Annotated in this window: 13 protein-coding genes; 10 read left to right on the top strand and 3 right to left on the bottom strand. The window is 63.4% G+C overall.

All coding sequences use genetic code 11. From position 1 onward, the window contains the following. Positions 1-187: 187 nt before the first annotated feature. The 7 genes from AB5Y81_RS13055 (at position 188) to AB5Y81_RS13085 (ending at position 7338) form a co-directional block, all read left to right on the top strand. Positions 188-1771, top strand: a complete 1584-nt coding sequence (locus AB5Y81_RS13055; RefSeq protein ID WP_279484152.1) for a CHASE4 domain-containing protein — start codon at positions 188-190, stop codon at positions 1769-1771. 218 nt (positions 1772-1989) lie between these two features. After that, complete coding sequence (locus AB5Y81_RS13060) at positions 1990-2640, top strand: DedA family protein (RefSeq protein ID WP_010633561.1); 651 nt, start codon at positions 1990-1992, stop codon at positions 2638-2640. Positions 2641-2738: 98 nt separating this feature from the next. Then, positions 2739-3272, top strand: a complete 534-nt coding sequence (gene speG / locus AB5Y81_RS13065; RefSeq protein WP_279484153.1) for a spermidine N1-acetyltransferase — start codon at positions 2739-2741, stop codon at positions 3270-3272. 227 nt (positions 3273-3499) lie between these two features. Next, the gene (locus AB5Y81_RS13070; protein WP_005302574.1) at positions 3500-4795 is read left to right on the top strand and encodes a DEAD/DEAH box helicase; all 1296 of its coding nucleotides are present in this window, start codon (positions 3500-3502) and stop codon (positions 4793-4795) included. A gap of 95 nt (positions 4796-4890) precedes the next feature. Beyond that, a complete protein-coding gene (locus AB5Y81_RS13075; RefSeq protein WP_017780762.1) occupies positions 4891-5538 on the top strand; it encodes a DUF2913 family protein in 648 nt (215 codons plus the stop codon). Positions 5539-5795: 257 nt separating this feature from the next. Then, positions 5796-6839 (top strand): M35 family metallo-endopeptidase, encoded by a 1044-nt coding sequence (locus AB5Y81_RS13080; RefSeq protein WP_024943437.1) that lies wholly within the window; start codon positions 5796-5798, stop codon positions 6837-6839. Positions 6840-6903: 64 nt separating this feature from the next. Beyond that, positions 6904-7338, top strand: a complete 435-nt coding sequence (locus tag AB5Y81_RS13085; protein WP_017783095.1) for a hypothetical protein — start codon at positions 6904-6906, stop codon at positions 7336-7338. Positions 7339-7367: 29 nt separating this feature from the next. Here AB5Y81_RS13085 and AB5Y81_RS13090 read toward each other — a convergent pair whose 3' ends face one another. Further along, a complete protein-coding gene (locus tag AB5Y81_RS13090) occupies positions 7368-8366 on the bottom strand; it encodes a questin oxidase family protein (RefSeq protein ID WP_279484154.1) in 999 nt (332 codons plus the stop codon). 66 nt (positions 8367-8432) lie between these two features. Between AB5Y81_RS13090 and soxR the strand changes: the two genes are divergently transcribed. From soxR to AB5Y81_RS13105, 3 genes are all read left to right on the top strand, one after another. After that, a complete protein-coding gene (soxR, locus tag AB5Y81_RS13095) occupies positions 8433-8903 on the top strand; it encodes a redox-sensitive transcriptional activator SoxR (protein ID WP_005302563.1) in 471 nt (156 codons plus the stop codon). Between the two features lie 68 nt (positions 8904-8971). Then, positions 8972-9550, top strand: coding sequence for an O-methyltransferase (locus AB5Y81_RS13100; RefSeq protein WP_279484155.1), 579 nt, complete (start codon positions 8972-8974; stop codon positions 9548-9550). Positions 9551-9560: 10 nt separating this feature from the next. Further along, a complete protein-coding gene (locus AB5Y81_RS13105) occupies positions 9561-9971 on the top strand; it encodes a nuclear transport factor 2 family protein (RefSeq protein WP_017766677.1) in 411 nt (136 codons plus the stop codon). 221 nt (positions 9972-10192) lie between these two features. Here AB5Y81_RS13105 and AB5Y81_RS13110 read toward each other — a convergent pair whose 3' ends face one another. Continuing rightward, a complete protein-coding gene (locus AB5Y81_RS13110) occupies positions 10193-11608 on the bottom strand; it encodes an FAD-dependent oxidoreductase (RefSeq protein WP_368146682.1) in 1416 nt (471 codons plus the stop codon). A 12-nt stretch (positions 11609-11620) separates the two neighbouring features. After that, entirely contained in the window at positions 11621-16078 is a 4458-nt protein-coding gene (gene gltB, locus AB5Y81_RS13115; RefSeq protein WP_268037120.1) for a glutamate synthase large subunit, read from the bottom strand. Between the last annotated feature and the right edge of the window lie 590 nt (positions 16079-16668).

The following is a 16668-nucleotide window of genomic DNA, read 5'->3' on the forward strand; positions in this document are numbered from 1 at the left end:
GTTACACTGTAGCGATTTTTGGCTGGCTTGGCAGCTCATATGCCGAGTCGAATGAACCTTTCCAGGCGACGTTTTATCCCCGCGGCGAAGGGTTGAGCACCCTGGCGAGGTTTTTCGCACACAAGGCGGATGGCGAGGCAAAATCCATTAAACTCAATGGGTCACCTGTTCGGGAGTGTGGGTAAAGATGAAGATCAGCCGCAAGATTACGCTGACCATAGTGCTGACGCTGCTGCTGTTGCTGGGGGTCGGCTATGTCGGCCTCCATTATGTGGTGGGCAACAAGTTCGGCGAGCTGGAGCGCCTGAGCGTGGAGCGCAACCGCGAGCGGGTCAGGGCCGTGGTGCAGGCCGAACTGGATCAGCTCACCATCCTGGGGCAGGACTGGTCCGAGTGGGATGACACCTACGCCTACATGGCGAGCCGGGATCCCGCCTATCTGGCGGCCAACCTCAACGCCCGCACCTTCGAGACCCTGGCGGTGGATCTGGTGGCTCTTTATGACGCCGACAAGCAGCCGCAGGTGGCCTTTGCCTATCACGGCGGCAAGTTGCTGGCGCAGACACCGGACGAGCTCGCGCCGCTCACCGACTATCTGGTGCGCTACGGCAGCCTCAAACCCAATGGCGGCATCTGGTTCGACGGGGAGCGCTACTACCTGCTGGCCGCCACCCAGATCCTGACCAGCGAGGGGGAGGGGCCGAGCCGCGGCACCCTGCTGCTGCTCAAGGCTTTCAATACCCGGCTGGTTCATCAGCTGCAAAAGCGCACCAATCTGTCGCTCTCGTTTCTCAGTCCGCAGCAGCTGGCCACCAGCCTGGGGGTCACCACCCTGGCCAGGCTCAGGGCCAATGACAGCCTGATCCTGCCGCAGGAGGAGCGGCTGCTCACCCTGGCCCAGATCGATACCCTGCGAGAGGAAGATCCCCTGATCTTTCGCTTCACCCTGCCACGGGATCTGATGCTGGAGGGCAAGGCCGTAGAGCGGCGCATCTTCTGGCTGCTGAGCCTGGGGGTACTGCTGTTTGGTGGCCTGGTGCTGCTGATCCTCAACGGCTATATCGCCGCCCGCCTGCAACGGTTGAGTGCCAATCTGCGGCTCATCGCCGAGGACGGCGCGGTGCGCCGCCTGCTGGTGGAGGGCAGTGACGAGATCTCCCAGGTGGCCGTCGACTGCAATCGGATGCTCGATCATCTCGACAGTCTGCGCCAGCAGCAGGCCGACAGCGAAGCCCGCCAGAAGTTGCAGCACGGCGCCCTCATTCACCTGGCCAAGAGCGATTTGCTGACCGGCGAGGATCCGGGCCAGGCCGCCCGTCACATCAACGAGGCGATCTGCGCCGGCACCGGGGCGGCGCGGGCCAGCGTCTGGTTCTGCGCCGAAGACAGGCAATCCATGTACTGCCAGGATCTCTTCTTCCTGCCCAAGCTCCACCATCAGCAGGGGTTTCACCTGCCCTATGCGCTGATCCAGGGGCGCTACGAATCCTCCAAGCCCGAGCACGAACCCTGCCTCATCCTGCGCGAGCCCTACGATCTGACCCGCTTTGGCGCCATGCTGGCCCAGCTCGGGCTGGAGGGGCTCTCCGGCACCATTCTGATGGCCCCCCTCAAGCACGGGGATGAGCTGCTCGGTTTCATCATCGCCGAGCGGGCCCGGCTGGAGGAGGTCTGGCACCCGGACGAGCTCGCCTTCGTGCTGTCGGTGTGCGATCTCTCGGCCCAGACCCTGCTCACCCTCACCAAGCTGCGGCGGCTCAAATACAGCTGAGTGGCTGGATAGCCGGGGCCCGCACGACAGATGCGGGCCTCATTTTTTTAGGGCCCGCAGGCGATTATCTCGCCTATCCGTGACCTGTATTAATTTCTTGTTCACTTGGCCGGGTGTATAACGGGCCTCCCTCAGGGAAGAGAGGGGTTGGCGACAGGGGAGGGTCTGCCGCACCGGAGGCCGTCGGGCCACCTCATGAAGTTGATGGGAGTCACCAGATGCAGGAGATGCTGCTTGCCATATGGCAACAGGACTTTGACCAATTGATCCAGATGCAGGCCGTGGGTCTGCTCGTCACCTGCCTGGTGGTGATCCTGTTTCTCGAATCGAGTTTCGTGTTCCTGCCCCTGCCCGGCGACAGCCTGGTGCTGCTGGCCGGCGGCCTGGTGGGCATGGGGGTGCTCGGCCCCGAGGTGACGCTGCTCTACATGCCGCTTGCCGCCGGGCTTGGCAGCCTCATCGCCTACGTGCAGGGCCAGGCGCTGCACGGTACCTCCTTCATGGGCCACGTGGAGCGGATGATCCCGGATGGCAGCCTGCCGCGGGCCTCGCGCCTGCTGCACAACTACGGCTTCTGGGCCATGTTCTCCTCCCGCTTCGTGCCGTTCGTGCGGGTGTTGACGCCCATGCTGATGGGGGTCTCGCGCCTGCATCTGCCACGGGTGATGATCGCCAGCTTCGCCAGCGCCTTCCTCTGGGCCCTGGTATTGAGCCTGGTGGGCAAGTTCGTGATGGCGACCCCGGTGTTCGCCCAGCACCACGAGCTGCTGACCAAGTGCCTGCTGGTGACCTCGCTCGGCCTCTTCGTTATCGCCATGGCGGCCATCGCCATCCGTCTGCTCAAGCGACCGACCAACCGCATCCGCTAAGGGGGCTGGGGCCTTGCCCCCGTTTCTCCCCCTCTTCATGTCATGGCGCCGCCCCCTTTGGCTGGCCGGCGCCCTTCCAATCTGCAAGCAGGTACCTTATGTCATCCCCCGACACCTTGACCCTTCGTCCCCTCGAGCGCGAGGATCTCAAGTTCGTTCATCAGCTCAACAACAACGCCAGCATCATGCGCTACTGGTTTGAGGAGCCTTACGAGGCTTACATGGAGCTGGCTCAGCTCTATGACAAGCACATCCACGACCAGCATGAGCGCCGCTTCATCCTCGAGGTGGCGGGCAGCCAGGTGGGGCTGGTGGAGCTGGTGGACATTCGCAGCATCCATCGCCGCGCCGAATTCCAGATCATCATCGCCCCCGCCCATCAGGGGAAGGGGTATGCCAGGAGCGCAACCCTCAAGGCGATGACGTACGCCTTCAACGTGCTTAACCTGCACAAGCTCTATCTCATCGTCGATCGGGACAACGCCCGGGCCATCCACATCTATCAGGCGCTGGGGTTCGAGCCGGAAGGGGAGCTCAAAGAGGAGTTCTTCATCGATGGCCACTACCGCACCGCCATCCGCATGTGCCTGTTCCAGCGCGATTTCCAGGTCAGAAACGGGCGGGAAGGCTAAGCTGGAGCCAGCCCAGCCAGGCCCATGGGGGGCGATCCGGGACGCCGTGAAAAGGGGCGTTTTTGAGGCAGAATTTGCGCCGTCTATCTGTTACACTTCGCGCCCGCCATTTTCCGGCCACTCTCTGACTTGATGTCAGGCACAGCCGTCGGTGGTCATAGCCGACTTCTTGCTCATGCCGAGCCAACCAGGCCAGCCACAGTCCCGCTGGAACACAGGAACCCATTATGAGATTTGAATCGTTCGATTTTGCCCCCGAGATTTTGCGCGCCATCTCAGAGTGCGGTTATCAGGAGATGACCCCTGTGCAGAGCCAGGCCATTCCGGCCGTGCGCCGTGGCCGCGACCTGCTGGCCAGCGCCCAGACCGGCACCGGCAAGACCGCCGCCTTCGCCCTGCCGATCCTGCAGCGACTGGTGGACAATCCGGCGCCGGTGCAGCCTTCCAACGCCCGGGTGCTGATCCTGACCCCGACCCGCGAGCTGGCGGCCCAGGTGGCGAGCAACATCAATGACTTCGCCAAGTATCTGGATATCACCACCCTCACCATCGTGGGTGGCGGCAAGCAGGACGTGCAGGCCAAGCGGTTGAAAGCGGGCGCTCACATTATCGTGGCGACCCCGGGCCGTCTGCTCGAACACCTCACCGCCTGCAACCTGAGCCTCTCCGGGGTCGAGACCCTGGTGCTGGACGAAGCGGACCGCATCCTCGACATGGGCTTTAGCGCCGATGTGCAGAAGATCCTGCAGGCGGTCAACAAGACCCGCCAGAACCTGCTGTTCTCCGCCACCTTCTCCGAGGCGGTGAAAAAGCTGGCCAACCTGATGCTGGACAAGCCGCAGGTGGTGGCGGTCAACAAGCAGAACTCCACTGCCGACACCGTCAGTCACACCGTCTACCCGGTGGAGCAGAAGCGCAAGCGCGAGCTGCTCTCCGAGCTCATCGGCAAGCAGAACTGGCAGCAGGTACTGGTGTTCGCCAGCACCCGCGAGAGCTGCGACGAGCTGGTGGAGGAGCTGAACCTGGATGGCATCAAGTCCGCCGTGGTGCACGGTGACAAGGCCCAGGGCAGCCGTCGCCGCGCCCTGCGCGAGTTCAGCGAAGGCAAGCTGCGGGTGCTGGTAGCCACCGAAGTGGCCGCGCGCGGGCTGGACATCCCGAACCTCGAATACGTGGTCAACTATGATCTGCCGTTCCTCGCCGAAGACTATGTGCACCGCATCGGCCGTACCGGTCGCGCCGGCAAGAGCGGCATGGCCATCTCCTTCGTCAGCCGCGAAGAAGAGCGCACCCTGCTGGAGATCGAGGCGCTGATCGGCCAGAAGATCCGCCGCATCATGGTGCCGGGCTACGAGGTGAGCAGCCGCGACGAGCTGATCAAGCAGCTGCAGGAGCGCCGCCGCTTCGGCAAGCGCCCCCAGCGTGAAGACAACGCCGCCGCCCAGGCCATGGCGGAGTCCAAGTTGCAGGGCCAGCGCCTCAAGCGCCTGGCGGCCGCCAAGAAGCCGCGTCAGCCTAAATAAGGGCGCACGCTCTATTGAACCGCAAAGGCGCCACTGGCGCCTTTGCCTTCTCTGTCATCGGTGTTGACCCGTCGCGGTCAACTGAAGGATTGCTTATGACCTCTCCCACCTACAATCAGGCCCTGCTCGAGATGGCCGGCCAGAGCCTGGCCGAACTGGCCCGTACCGCCGAGCAGAAGGCTGGCAAGCGCACCCCGGCGCAAGAGAGCCACTTTCTCTGCAGCTGGATGGCGGAATCCCTCAAGGAGAAGCGCTTCTCCCGCCTGGTGATGGAAGATTTGAAAGAGTGGGTGCAGCTGGGCCGCACCCTGGGGGCCGGCGCCGATCTCAAGGGGCTGCTTGAGCGGATCATTCGCCAGTATGAGCGGGCCACATGCGAACCGCTGCAGCTGGGGAGCAAGCTGGCGGCCCTGCTGGCCGAGCTCGCGGCCGAGGGTTGGTTAGTGATCACCGACAGCGAGGTGAGCGCCAAGCTGCGCCTGCAGTCGGGCGGCCAGCCGAGCCTCATCATCAGTGCCAGCGAATATCAGGGCCATATCGAGGCGGGTGAGCTGGTCAAGCCGCTCACCCTCTATGTGCGCGGCGACGAGGCCCGATTGGCGCAAGGCGCCTTCACCCACGGCCTGCTGCTGAGCCAGGGCAACAAGAAGACCACCCTGGTCAAGCACCACAAGGCCTACCGGTTGGTGCCGGGCAATGCGCTGCCAGCGCTGGCCCTGCTGGCGGGCCCCTGCAAAGAGTGAGTGCCATTTGTCTAAGACCCCGGCTCGGTGCCGGGGTTTTTTATGGACGCAATCCGCCGCAGACAAGGGGCAAGGGGGAGGGGCCGCGATTGTTGTCGCAGCAGCGAGGGATGCCTGGCGTTCCCCCTATCCTGGGGGGCGTCACCCATATGGTGGGATGGTCGCAGAAAAAAACTGCTCTAGGGTGGTTGAGCCCCAAAGAGGGCCTTGAAGGAAGCAAACCGCCTGACAAGGCGACACTCAATGAATGAGGAAACATGATGAAAGCGACTCCCATTGCCCTGTTGCTGGCCGGCGTGCTGGCCTCTCCGCTCTGCGCCGCCGGGCTCGATGCCAAGCTCACCCTGGTGGATGGCAGCAGCGACGACGTGCGCGTCAACCTGACCCTGACCAACACCGGGGACAAGCCGGTTCGCCTGCTCAAATGGCAACTGCCGGGCAGCGAGGATGCCCCCCTGTTCCTGGTGGAGCGGGACGGCCAGCAGGTCAGCTATGAGGGGGCCCTGATCAAGCGGGCTGCCCCGACCGACAAGGACTTCCAGCTGCTCAAGGCCGGCCAGAGCCTGACGGTGCAGGCTGAAGTCTCCGGTCTTTACGACATGAGCGCCCAGGGCCAGTACAGCATCCGCTACCTGCTGCCGACGCTGCCACAAGAGACGAAAGCCGCCAAGGCCAAGCAGGCCCAGGCGAGCGAGTCCAATGCCGTGACCCTGTGGGTGGAAGGGGTGAGCGACGAGCGGGTGCTGGCCAAGGCCGCTCCCCTGGTCGAGCCGCAGGCGGTGACCGCCTCGGTCAGTTTCAGCGGCCGCTGCACCAACACCCAGAAGAGCGACATCCTGGCGGCGCTCGATGCCGCCAGCGGCATCACCAACAACTCCAGCAGCTACCTGGCGGTGGACAAGCCGGATGGCCAGCGTTACCGCAGCTGGTTTGGCGCCTATGATGCGTCGCGCTGGGATCAGGCCGAGACCCACTTCAGCAAGATCAAGGATGCCATCGATAACAAGCCGCTCACCTTCGACTGTGGTTGCAAGCAGAGCTACTTTGCCTATGTCTATCCGGATCAGCCCTACAAGGTCTACCTGTGCAAGAGCTTCTGGACTGCACCGGTCAGCGGGACTGACTCCCGTGCCGGCACCATTGTCCACGAGCTGAGCCACTTCAATGTGGTGGCGGGCACCGACGATCTGGGTTACGGTCAGGCCAATGCCCGCAACCTGGCGAAGACGGATCCGGTCAAGGCGCTCAACAACGCCGACAACCACGAGTACTTCGCCGAAAACACGCCGAGCGAAAACTGATTTGCCGACCGGGGGCCGCAAGGCCCCTTTTTGTCCATGTCGTTTGTCACAGGAAGGAGCGACCATGATGACACTCTTGCTCACCACCCTGGCGCTGGCCCCCCTGCAGTGCGAGCTGTCGGTCAAGGCACAAAGCCGGGTCAACGAGCCGTTGCCGCTGGTGATGACCCTGACCAACCGGGGGGAGGGGCCGCTCGAGGTGCTGAGCTGGTTCACGCCGTTCGAAGGCTGGTTTGCCGATGCCATCGATCTCACCCTCGATGAACAGCCGCTGCCCTACAAGGGCCCGCTGGCCAAGCGGGGCAACCCGGGCGCCGAGGATTTCTTCCTGCTGGGGGCTGGTCAGCAGAGTCAGGCCGACGCGGAGCTGACCCTGGTCTACGATCTCTCCCGGCCCGGCAGCTACCGGCTGAGCTACCGTGCCCAGCCGTTGACCCTGACCCGGGGCGTGGCCCCCCGCTGCCCCGTCATTCACTTCACCCGGCTGCCCGCCTCCTAGGGGCGGTCCCATCCTGTGGAACCCAGCCCTTAGATGGCATCCGGCTTGGTAAGGGGCGCCAGCAGACCCGCTGCGCGGGCAGCCACCGCCAGATAACGCTCCGCCAGCAAAGGCCTGGCGAGCCCCTCCCGCCAGCAGCAATGCACCAGCTTGATCACATGATCGTCGAGGCTCTCCACCGCGCTGGCCAGCACGTTTTGCCACACCAGCTTGCCGGTATCGGGCCAGACCTGCCTTTGCAGTGACGGTGCGCCGACCGTGACATAGGCGGCCGCCACCGCCTGCCACATCAGGGTCTGCCAGCACCCTTGCCATGACGCGGGCAAATGGCGGGCGACGATGGCGCCGGCGCGACTGCCGGTCACCATGTGCAGCACGGTAAAGTTGCCGGTCTGCCAGTAGAGGGCGAGGGCTGCGTCGGCCAGCTGCACCAGCAGATCCGAGGATGACGGGAGCCCGCCCGGCAATCTCGCCGCCCAGGTCGGCGCATCTGTCACCTGCCGCAGTCGCTCGGTGATCCCGTCGCCCTGCCAGCGCGACCCTTCCCACTGCTGCGCCAGTACGCTCAGCAGGTCGTCGATATCCTGCACCGGTGCTCCCTGCCCGGCCGGCACCCGCAAGGGGCTGCATTGCCATGCAGCCAGGGCGGCAGCCTGCTCTCCCAGGTGACCATTTTCCAGCGCGCAGGCCAGGCGGATCAGCGGATGAAAGGCGCCGCCCGCCGGCGAGAGCCCCTGCTCCAGCAGGTCGCCAAAGGCGGGCAGCCAACCCTCGTCAGCCAGCCGTGCTGCCAACTGCTGACGCAGCCGGACAAACTGCATCTCCTTTTCATCCCCCTGTTGTTGTTCACCCCCCGGCAGGGCATGGTTGGCCTGCCAGTGGGCAAAGAAACGCTGCAGCCGCGCTGGGCTTGCGCCCATCTCATGCAGGGCGTGCAGCGCCATCGGGCAGTGGTTGGTGGTGCCGCGACCATTGAGGGCAAATGCCTGGTTGGCATCGAGCAGTTGATGAAGATGATGCATAATCATTTGACTCCTTTCATGAGGGGAGACAGGATTGTGCAAGTTAAAGCTAACTTGAGGTCAAGCGTGGCGATGGAACGCAAATGGCTGGCCATCGGCCAGATAGCCAAACGCTCCGGCGTCAAGGCCAGCGCCCTGCGCTTTTACGAGCAGAAGGGGCTGATCCGCAGCGTGCGCAGCGACGGGGGACAGCGGCTCTATCCGCAGGATGTGCTGCGTCGCATCGCCTTCATCCGGGTGGCGCAGGGCATGGGGCTGAGCCTGGGCGAGATAGGCGAGGCCCTGGCCGGCCTGCCCGAGGGGCGCACCCCGGATCGCAGCGACTGGGTCGGGATTGCCGGTCAGTGGCAGGGGCTGCTCGATCGGCGCATCGCGGCCCTGCAGCAGCTCAAGGAGAAGCTCGGCGCCTGTGTCGGCTGTGGCTGCCTCTCCCTCGAGCACTGCGCACTTTACAATCCGGATGATCAGGCCGCCGCCCTTGGCAGCGGCCCTCGCTACCTGCTGGGGGATACGCCCCCGGATGACGAACAGGCAGCCACATGATGAACATCGGGGTCGGCCCAGCCATGCCATGCACCGGGCCGACTCGTTTACACCGTCAAGGAGGAGACATGGCACTGGAACAACTGAAACGGGAGCTGGAGCTGTTTGGCGAGCGGCACGACGGCGCACAACACTCCCGTGGCAGCAAGATGCTCAACATTACCCGCGACACCGGCGAACTGCTGGCGGTGCTGGTCCAGACGAGAGGGGCGCAGGCTGTGCTGGAGATAGGCACCTCCAACGGCTACTCCACCCTCTGGCTGGCTGAAGCAGTGAAACGGCTGGGGGGCCGGGTCACCACCATAGAGCTGGACGAGGGCAAACGGGCCATGGCGGCCGCCAACTTTGAGCGCGCCGGGCTCGACCCCTGGATTGAGCAGCTGGCAGGGGACGCAGGCACGCTGCTGCCCACCCTGCCGAGGGCCGCTTATCAGCTCATCTTCCTCGACTCCGATCGCCGCCATTACCAGGCCTGGTGGCCCGAGATCCAGCGCCTGCTGGCCCCCCGTGGCCTGCTGGTGGTGGACAATGCCGTCTCCCATCGGGAGGAGCTGGCCGAGTGGATGGCAGAGGTGGAGCAGGATCCGGCCTTCGCGACCTCGCTGGTGCCGGTGGGCAAGGGGGAGTGGCTGGTGGTGCGTCTGTAGGAGGGCTGGCATGGAAAACAAGACCATGGAACCAAGAGCGGTGGTGGAGGCCTACTGGCAAGCCATGCAGAGCAATGATTTTGCCAAGGCAGCCCGCTGGCTGTGCGAAGATTTCATCTGCGACTGGCCCCAGTCGGGGGAGCGAATAGAAGGGCGTAGCAACTTCGTCGAGATCAACCGGCGCTATCCGGCGGCCGGCCCCTGGAACTTCGACGTCGTCCGCCTGCTGGAGCAGGGGCGGGAAGTGGTGACCGAGGTGCTGATCACCGATGGCGAGGTGGAGGCCCGTGCCATCACCTTTCACACGGTGCGCGGCAATGCCATCTGGCACCAGACCGAGTTCTGGCCCGATCTCTACGAGGCGCCGCACTGGCGTCGCCACTGGGTCACCACCATTCCGCGGGAGCCGCAACCCGCCTGATCCCCTCCGCTGGCGCGCTACCGCCAGCGGAGTCGTTCATGATGTGCCGTGACCATCCCGCCGCCTGCCTCATGTCCCCTTTTTCATGATCTCCAAGCGCCTCCCCGACATGACCTGGCTAGGGTGTGCCCGCTATTGCATCGCGGTTAGCGGCAAACATAAAACAACAGCCCCGCATAAACGGGGCTGTTTGTTAGTTGGTACAGGTCAGGGATGGCGGGTTATACGGCCAGATAGTCCATGATCCCTTCGGCGGCCTTGCGACCCTCGTAGATGGCGGTGACCACCAGATCCGAGCCGCGCACCGCGTCACCACCGGCGAACACCTTGGGGTTGCTGGTCTGGAAGGCATACTCGGCCTGCTCCGGCGCCTTGATGCGATCCCGGCCGTCGAGCTCGATGCCGTACTCCGCCATCCAGGGCTGGGGGTTGGGCTGGAAGCCGAACGCCATCACCACCGCATCGGCAGCCAGCACCTGCTCGGAGCCTTCAATGACTACCGGATTGCGGCGGCCGTTGGCATCGGGCTCACCGAGCGCGGTGCTCACCACCTTGATGCCGCAGGTGCGGCCGTGGGCGTCCAGCTCCACGCCGATGGGCTGGAGGTTGAACATGAATTCCACCCCCTCCTCCTGGGCGTTCTTCACCTCCCGCTTGGAGCCCGGCATGTTCTCGGCATCGCGGCGGTAGGCACAGATCACCCGATCGGCACCCTGGCGGATGGCGGTGCGCACGCAGTCCATGGCGGTGTCACCACCGCCCAGCACCACCACCTGCTTGCCGGCGAAGTCGATGTAGTCGGCTTGCGCCTTCTCGAAGCCCAGCAAGCGGTTGGCGTTGGAGATGAGGTAGGGCAGAGCGTCGTAGACCCCCGGCGCAGACTCGTTCTCGAACCCGCCCTTCATGTACTTGTAGGTACCGACCCCGAGGAAGATCGCATCGAACTCACCCAAGAGATCTGCGAAGGTGACGTCACGGCCCACTTCGGTCTCGAGGCGAAACTCCACGCCCATCCCCTCGAAGATCTCGCGCCGGCGCTGCATCACTTCTTTTTCCAGCTTGAAGGAGGGGATGCCGAAGGTGAGCAGGCCACCTATCTCCGGGTACTTGTCGAACACCACAGGCGTCACGCCATTGCGCGCCAGCACGTCGGCACAGGCAAGGCCTGCGGGACCGGCGCCGATGACGGCGACCCGCTTGCCGGTCTTGACCACCTTGGAGAGATCAGGGCGCCAGCCCATCTCGAACGCCTTGTCGGTGATGTATTTTTCGATGTTGCCGATGGTCACGGCACCGAATCTGTCGTTGAGGGTGCAGGCACCCTCGCACAGACGATCCTGCGGGCAGACCCGGCCGCACACCTCCGGCAGGCTGTTGGTCTGGTGGGAGAGCTCCACCGCCTCCAGAATGCGCCCCTCGTTGGCCAGCTTCAGCCAGTTGGGGATGTAGTTGTGCACCGGGCATTTCCACTCGCAATAGGGGTTGCCGCAGTCGAGGCAGCGATCCGCCTGCATGCCGACCTGGGCCTGGTTGAAGGACTCGTAGATCTCCACGAACTGGATCTTGCGGATCTTGAGCGGCTTCTTGGGCGGGTCGACCCGCTGGACGTCGATAAACTGGAATACGTTCTGGCTCATAGGGTTCCCTCCTTATTGCGCCTGGATTCTGAGTTCTGCACTGGAACGGCTGGTGTGACCCAACAGGGACTTGACGTCGCTGGACTTGGGTTTGATCAGCCTGAACTTGGGCACATAGGAGTCGAAATTGGCCAGGATCTCCTCGGCGCGCGAGCTGCCGGTTTCGTTGAGGTGCGCCGTGATGATGCCGCGCAGGTGCTCCTGGTGGATAGCCAGATCCGCCACGTCCAGCAGCTCCACCAGCTCGGGGTTGGTGCGCTTGGCGAAGCTGCCGCACTCGTCGAGCACGTAGGCAAAGCCGCCTGTCATGCCCGCCGCGAAGTTGACGCCCGTCTCGCCAAGCACGGTGACGATGCCACCTGTCATGTATTCACAGCCGTTGTCGCCAATGCCCTCGACCACCGCCAGTGCCCCTGAGTTGCGCACCGCGAAGCGCTCGCCGGCGGTGCCTGCGGCATAGAGCTTGCCGCCGGTGGCGCCGTAGAGGCAGGTGTTGCCGATGATGGCCGCCTCATGGGATTTGAACGCCACGCCGACGTGGGGTTTGATCACCAGCTTGCCGCCGGTCATCCCCTTGCCCACGTAGTCGTTGGCATCCCCGGTGAGGATCATCTCAAGGCCACCCGCGTTCCAGACGCCGAAGCTTTGGCCGGCGGTACCGTTGAAGTGTACCTTGACCGGATCGGCCGCCATCCCCTGGTTGCCGTGGCGCTTGACAATCTCGCCGGAGAGGCGCGCCCCCACCGAGCGGTCAGTGTTGCGGATGTCGTAGCGGAACTCGCCGCCACTCATGTTCTCGACGGCCTCCAGCAGGTCTTCCACCATCTTGAGGTTGAGCGGCCCCTTGTCGAAGGTGGGGTTGTGCTGCTGGCTGAACAGGCTGGAGCCTTCCGGTGCTACCGGACGGGCCAGCACGCCGGACAAGTCCAGCTTGGCCTGACGGGCGGTGAGGCCGGGCAGGGCCTCCAGCAAGTCGGTGCGACCGATGAGGTCGGTGAGCTGGGTGACACCAAGCTGGGCCATCAGCTCGCGAGTCTCCTCGGCGATGAACTTGAAGTAGTTCATCACCATCTCCGGCAGACCGGTGAAGTGCTCGCGGCGCAGCTTCTCATCCTGGGTGGCGACGCCGGTGGCGCAGTTGTTCAGGTGACAGATGCGCAGGTATTTGCAGCCGAGCGCCACCATGGGGCCGGTGCCGAAGCCGAAGCTCTCGGCGCCGAGGATGGCCGCCTTGATGATGTCCAGACCCGTCTTGAGGCCACCGTCCACCTGCAGGCGCACCTTGTGGCGCAGGCCGTTGGCGACCAGGGCCTGCTGGGTTTCGGCCAGCCCCAACTCCCAGGGGGAGCCGGCGTACTTGACCGAGGTGAGGGGGCTCGCACCTGTGCCGCCGTCGTAGCCGGAGACGGTGATGAAGTCCGCATAGGCCTTGGCCACGCCGCAGGCGATGGTGCCAACACCGGGCTCGGAGACCAGTTTCACCGACACCAGGCAGTTCGGGTTGATCTGCTTGATGTCGAAGATGAGCTGGGCCAGATCCTCGATGGAGTAGATGTCGTGGTGGGGCGGCGGCGAGATCAGGGTCACGCCGGGCACCGAGTAACGCAGCTTGGCGATCTGGGCCGTCACCTTGTCACCGGGCAGCTGGCCCCCTTCGCCGGGCTTGGCGCCCTGGGCCACTTTGATCTGCACCACATCGGCGTTCATCAGGTAGTGGGGGGTGACGCCAAAGCGCCCCGAGGCCACCTGCTTGATGCGCGAATTCTTCTCGGTACCGAAGCGCTTGGGATCTTCACCGCCTTCGCCTGAGTTGCTCTGACCGCCGAGGCGGTTCATGGCCACCGCCAGCGCCTCGTGGGCCTCCGGGCCCAGCGCGCCGATGGACATGGCGGCGGAGTCGAAGCGGGGGAACAGCTTGGCCGCAGGCTCCACCTGTTCCAGCGCCACCGGGTTGTCGACCTTCTTGAGGGTGAGCAGATCTCGCAGGGTAGCGATCGGCCGCTCGTTTACCAGGCGGGCGTACTCCTTGTAATCGGCATAGTTGCCGGAGCGCACCGCCACTTGCAGGGTCTGCACCACGTCCGGGTTGTAGGTGTGGTACTCGCCGCCGTGGACGAATTTGAGCAAGCCGCCCTGAGTGAGGGCCTTGCGGGCTAGCCAGGCCTGACGGGCCAGATTGAACTGATCCTGCTGGATGTCGACAAAATCGGCACCCTGGATGCGGCTCGATACGCCGCGAAAACACATCTCGACCACGGCTTTGGAGAGGCCCACCGCTTCGAACAACTGGGAGCAACGGTAGCTGGCCACCGTGCTGATGCCCATCTTGGACATCACCTTGTAGAGGCCCTTGTTGATGCCGTTGCGGTAGTTGAGCATGGCCTGGCGCAGGCTCATCTTGAGCACGCCCTCTTCTACCTGCTTGGCGAGGGTCTCGTAGGCGAGGTAGGGGTAGATGGCGGTGGCGCCAAAGCCCAGCAACACCGAGAAGTGGTGCGGGTCGCGCACGCTGGCGGTCTCCACCAGGATGTTGGCGTCGCAGCGCAGGTTGTTGTCCACCAGGGTACGCTGTACCGCCCCCACCGCCATGGCGGCCGGGATGGGCAGGGTGTCGGCAGTGACGTCCCGATCCGAGAGCACCAGCAGCACGGTACCAGCCTTGGCGGCCGCCTTGGCCTCTTCACAGACGCGCAGAATGGCCGCTTCCAGCCCCTCTTCGGGTCTGAAGTTGAGGCTGATCACCTGATGGCGATAGTGCTCCCCTTCCAGGGCCAACAGCTGGTGGAAGTCGGAGTAGAGCAGGATAGGCGACTGGAACAACACCCGGTGGGCGTGGCCGAAGGTCTCGTTGAATACGTTCTGCTCGCGGCCGATACAGGTGGCCAGCGACATCACGTGGTTCTCCCGCAGCGGATCGATGGGCGGGTTGGTGACCTGGGCGAACATCTGGCGGAAGTAGTCGTACAGGGTGCGCTGGCTGGAGGAGAGCACCGCCATCGGGGTGTCATCCCCCATGGAGCCCACCGCTTCCTGGCCGTTTTCACCCAGTACCCGGATGATCTGATCCAGCTCCTCATAGGAGTAGCCGAACAGCTTCTGATAGGTTTTCAGCTGATCGTCGGAGAACTCGCGGGCGCCGGTGCTGGCGTCATCCATCTGCTCGAACGGCACCAGCCGCTTGCAGTGCTTGTCCATCCACTGCTTGTAGGTGTGGCGGCTCTTGAGGTCGTCGTCGATCTCGAAGCTGGTCCAGATCTTGCCGTTGCTGGTATCCACCACGAACAGCTCGCCCGGGCCGACCCGGCCCTTCTCCAGCACTTCGTCCGGGGTGTAGTCCCAGGTGCCCACTTCGGAGGCGAGCGTGATGAATTTGTCCTTGGTGATGACGTAGCGGGCCGGGCGCAGGCCGTTTCTGTCGAGCGCGCAGGTGGCGTAGCGACCGTCGGTCATGACGATGCCGGCCGGGCCGTCCCAGGGCTCCATGTGCATGGAGTTGAAGTCGTAGAAGGCGCGCAGGTCGTCATCCATGTTCGGGTGCTTCTGCCACGCAGGCGGGATCAGCAGGCGCATGGCGCGGAACAGGTCCATGCCGCCGGCGAGGAAGAGATCCAGCATGTTGTCGAGGCTGGAGGAATCCGACCCCGTGGTGTTGACGAAGGGGGCGGCCTCTTGCAGATCCGGAATGAGCGGGGTGGCAAACTTGTAGCTGCGCGCTTTGGCCCATTGGCGGTTGCCGGCGATGGTGTTGATCTCGCCGTTGTGGGCCAGATAGCGGAACGGTTGCGCCAGCGGCCAGCGTGGGCTGGTGTTGGTGGAGAAGCGCTGGTGGAACACGCAGATGGCCGCCTGCATGCGGATGTCGGCGAGATCCAGATAGAAGCGCGGCAGGTCCACCGGCATGCACAGCCCTTTATAGACGGTGACCAGGTTGGAGAGGCTGACCACATAGAAGTAGTCGTCGCTGATGCGCTTCTCGATGCGGCGGCGCACGATATAGAGGCGGCGCTCGAGGTCCTTGTCGACCCAGCCGGGCGGGGCGTTGACAAAGACCTGTTCGATGCTGGGCAGGGACGCCTTGGCGATGGAACCGAGTACATTGGTATCGATGGGCACCTTGCGCCAGCCGACCAGACTCAGGGTCTCCTTTTCCAGCTCCTCGTCGATGATGTCGCGCGTGGCCTGGGCCAGGATGGGATCGGGGTTGAGGAACAGCATGCCGACCGCGTAGTTGCGGCCCAGGTGCCATCCCTTCTCTTCGGCGACCGCTCTAAAGAAGCTGTCGGGTTTTTGCAGCAACAGACCGCAGCCGTCGCCGGTCTTGCCATCGGCGGAGATACCGCCGCGGTGCTGCATGCGAGCCAATGCTGACATCGCGAGACGGACAAGCTTGTGGCTGGCTTCACCTTCCATGTGGGCCAACAGGCCGAAGCCACAGTTATCCCTCTCCAGCTTTGGATCATATAGTGACATTGCATTTCTCCCTTGCTCGGCCTTGCATCGCGCTGTCGTCAACAGACTGCATAAATTGCGATTGGCTCTTGTGGTTCCGTCCGCCTGAGGTGGCGAATCTCCAAACTAATGGGATTTTTCGGCAAGGTCAATTGGACATCCCGGCTGTTTTCATTATTACAATGTCATAACAAAATCTCGATGCGCGAGGATAAATGGGGTGGTAATTGGCTATTGCTCTGGTGTTTTTTATTTTTGCGAGATTAAATCCTGATGTGTCGGGTTTTGTTGGTTGACTCGGTGGGTGTGGGTGTTTGTAGTAAATTTACCAATTCACTGCCGGAGTGGCTGGTTGAGATCACATTACTGATGTGAATGACTTGCATTTGCCAAATCCCCGTCTAAAGAAAAATTTTCATTATTCAACAGAATGTTAGCTAACAATTATGCAGCCATGCTGAAGGCTGGTCAGAAGGGGGATGGGTCTCGAAAGCGTCGAGAATGTCCGGTTAACTGATATTTATCCTGTTATTGGTGAATATTTATATGTTTTCTGACTCTCGTATCCCTTGATCCAGCGCAGCACCCCGTACGGGCAAGCTCGTACAATG

Source organism: Aeromonas sp. s2, from assembly GCF_040907935.1.
Taxonomy (GTDB): Bacteria; Pseudomonadota; Gammaproteobacteria; order Enterobacterales; family Aeromonadaceae; genus Aeromonas; species Aeromonas dhakensis.

Bases quoted from the DNA above. Each gene is read 5' to 3' on its own strand.
- soxR (WP_005302563.1), top strand. From the start codon at position 8,433: ATGGAACGCAAATGGCTGGCCATCGGCCAGATAGCCAAACGCTCCGGC.
- AB5Y81_RS13075 (WP_017780762.1), top strand. From the start codon at position 4,891: ATGACCTCTCCCACCTACAATCAGGCCCTGCTCGAGATGGCCGGCCAG.
- AB5Y81_RS13090 (WP_279484154.1), bottom strand. From the start codon at position 8,366: ATGATTATGCATCATCTTCATCAACTGCTCGATGCCAACCAGGCATTT.
- AB5Y81_RS13100 (WP_279484155.1), top strand. From the start codon at position 8,972: ATGGCACTGGAACAACTGAAACGGGAGCTGGAGCTGTTTGGCGAGCGG.
- AB5Y81_RS13080 (WP_024943437.1), top strand. From the start codon at position 5,796: ATGATGAAAGCGACTCCCATTGCCCTGTTGCTGGCCGGCGTGCTGGCC.
- AB5Y81_RS13105 (WP_017766677.1), top strand. From the start codon at position 9,561: ATGGAAAACAAGACCATGGAACCAAGAGCGGTGGTGGAGGCCTACTGG.
- AB5Y81_RS13070 (WP_005302574.1), top strand. From the start codon at position 3,500: ATGAGATTTGAATCGTTCGATTTTGCCCCCGAGATTTTGCGCGCCATC.
- gltB (WP_268037120.1), bottom strand. From the start codon at position 16,078: ATGTCACTATATGATCCAAAGCTGGAGAGGGATAACTGTGGCTTCGGC.
- AB5Y81_RS13085 (WP_017783095.1), top strand. From the start codon at position 6,904: ATGATGACACTCTTGCTCACCACCCTGGCGCTGGCCCCCCTGCAGTGC.
- AB5Y81_RS13060 (WP_010633561.1), top strand. From the start codon at position 1,990: ATGCAGGAGATGCTGCTTGCCATATGGCAACAGGACTTTGACCAATTG.
- speG (WP_279484153.1), top strand. From the start codon at position 2,739: ATGTCATCCCCCGACACCTTGACCCTTCGTCCCCTCGAGCGCGAGGAT.
- AB5Y81_RS13055 (WP_279484152.1), top strand. From the start codon at position 188: ATGAAGATCAGCCGCAAGATTACGCTGACCATAGTGCTGACGCTGCTG.
- AB5Y81_RS13110 (WP_368146682.1), bottom strand. From the start codon at position 11,608: ATGAGCCAGAACGTATTCCAGTTTATCGACGTCCAGCGGGTCGACCCG.